Origin of the sequence: Methanobrevibacter curvatus (assembly GCF_001639295.1) — an archaeon.
Classification (GTDB): Archaea; Methanobacteriota; Methanobacteria; order Methanobacteriales; family Methanobacteriaceae; genus Methanoflexus; species Methanoflexus curvatus.
Map to the genome: position 1 here is coordinate 1 of NZ_LWMV01000087.1, position 1,720 is coordinate 1,720.

Annotated in this window: 1 protein-coding gene; it reads left to right on the forward strand. The window is 31.0% G+C overall.

Translation table 11 applies throughout. The features are described from left to right. Positions 1 to 143 precede the first annotated feature (143 nt). A partial coding sequence (locus MBCUR_RS02245) for a right-handed parallel beta-helix repeat-containing protein (RefSeq protein ID WP_342669782.1) occupies positions 144 to 1,720 on the forward strand: 1,577 nt, incomplete at its 3' end.

Below are 1,720 nucleotides of genomic sequence, written 5' to 3' on the forward strand. Positions count from 1 at the left end.
TTGTTTTTTTATTTTCATTTTTTTTAAACTTTTAATTGATTATATTTTTTTTCAGCTATTTTTTTTAAAAAAATATTATATAAGTGATATAAATGGATGTAATTAATTTTAACATACGGAAATTCGTACACAGGGGGGGGGGGGTGAGAGCTGGAATTTTTCTTTTAATTTTAGTATTCCTGCTTTCCCTTTCTTTCTCTGCAACTTCAGCAAGTAATATCGCTGTTAGTGGAGATTCTTTTGACGACATAAATAACATTATTAATACTGCTAATTCTGGAGATATCATTCAATTAGGCTCAAATACTTTTAAAAGTAATGGTTCGGGAATCAGAATAACTAAGGAAAATTTAACTTTTATTGGTGCTTCCCATAATAATCCTGCAACAGTATCTGGAGAAAATATCAGCAGAATTTTCTTAATTAATGCAACAACCACCACATTTAAATACATTAACTTTGTCAATGGCAATGGCAATGGCACTACGGGAACAGCCATTCTCACTTATTCTAAAATTATTGTTGAAAACTGCACTTTTTCAAACAACATTGGAGAAAGCGGAGCAACCATTTTAATAGGTCCTCTAGGATATAACTCCATTATAAAAAACTCCATTTTCAGCAATAATAAAGGAATACAAGCAAGCACAGACAATTTTATTCAAGGAGGAGTAATAAGATCTGCTACAACAAATTTAACAATTACAGACTCAACATTTACTAATAACTTTGCCCTAAATGATGGAGGAGCTATTTCTATAGTCAATGGAACAGGAACTAAAATTATAAACTGTAAATTCATTAATAACAGTGCAAATATAGGTGGAGCAATCAGAATCGCTGATTGCGAAGTAACTATTAGCGACTCCCTATTTAATCAAAATAATGCAAACAATGTAGGAGCAATATTCATATTAAACGGAGCAGTCACAATATTAAACTCTAACTTCACCTCCAACAAAGCAGGCAACGGTGGAGCAATAGGAATATACAACCGAACCACCAATGACAACAAAATAATAATCTTAAAAAATTTAATCTTTGACTCCAACACAGCCACAGGCATGGGTGGAGCAATTTACACTCAAAGCCCAATTAAATATCTAAATGATTCTACATTTAAAAATAATTCTGCTGTAGATGGTGGAGGAATCTATTCTTTAAATGATTTGCAAATTAATGCAGTTAATTTTTCACAAAATACTGCTACTGCATCTGGTGGAGCAATTTATGCAAATGGTCAAATAAGTATTTCTTCTAAATCTAATTTTGCCTCAAATAATGCAAATAATGGTGGAGCCATATATGCTCTTAAGGATTTAAATATTTCTAACTCCATATTTAGCAAAAATAATGCATTTAATAATGGTGGAGCATTATATATCAATGGAGGAACAACTAGAATATTAAGCAACTCAAATTTTTCATCTAATAATGGTGTCAACGGTGGTGCTATTTATTCTAGTGGTGTATTAAGTATTGTTTCAGCTAATTTTAATGATAATCTTGCAACTGGCAGTGGTGGAGCTATTTATTCTCTTAAAAACTTACAAATTTCTTCATCTAAGTTCAATGGGAATAATGCATCTAATAATGGTGGTGCATTGTATTTAAATGGTGGAGTTACAGCTATTACTGGTAAATCTAGTTTTAATGACAATAAAGCTATTAATGGTGGTGGAATTTACACTAATTCTAATTTAACCATTAACTCTATTGA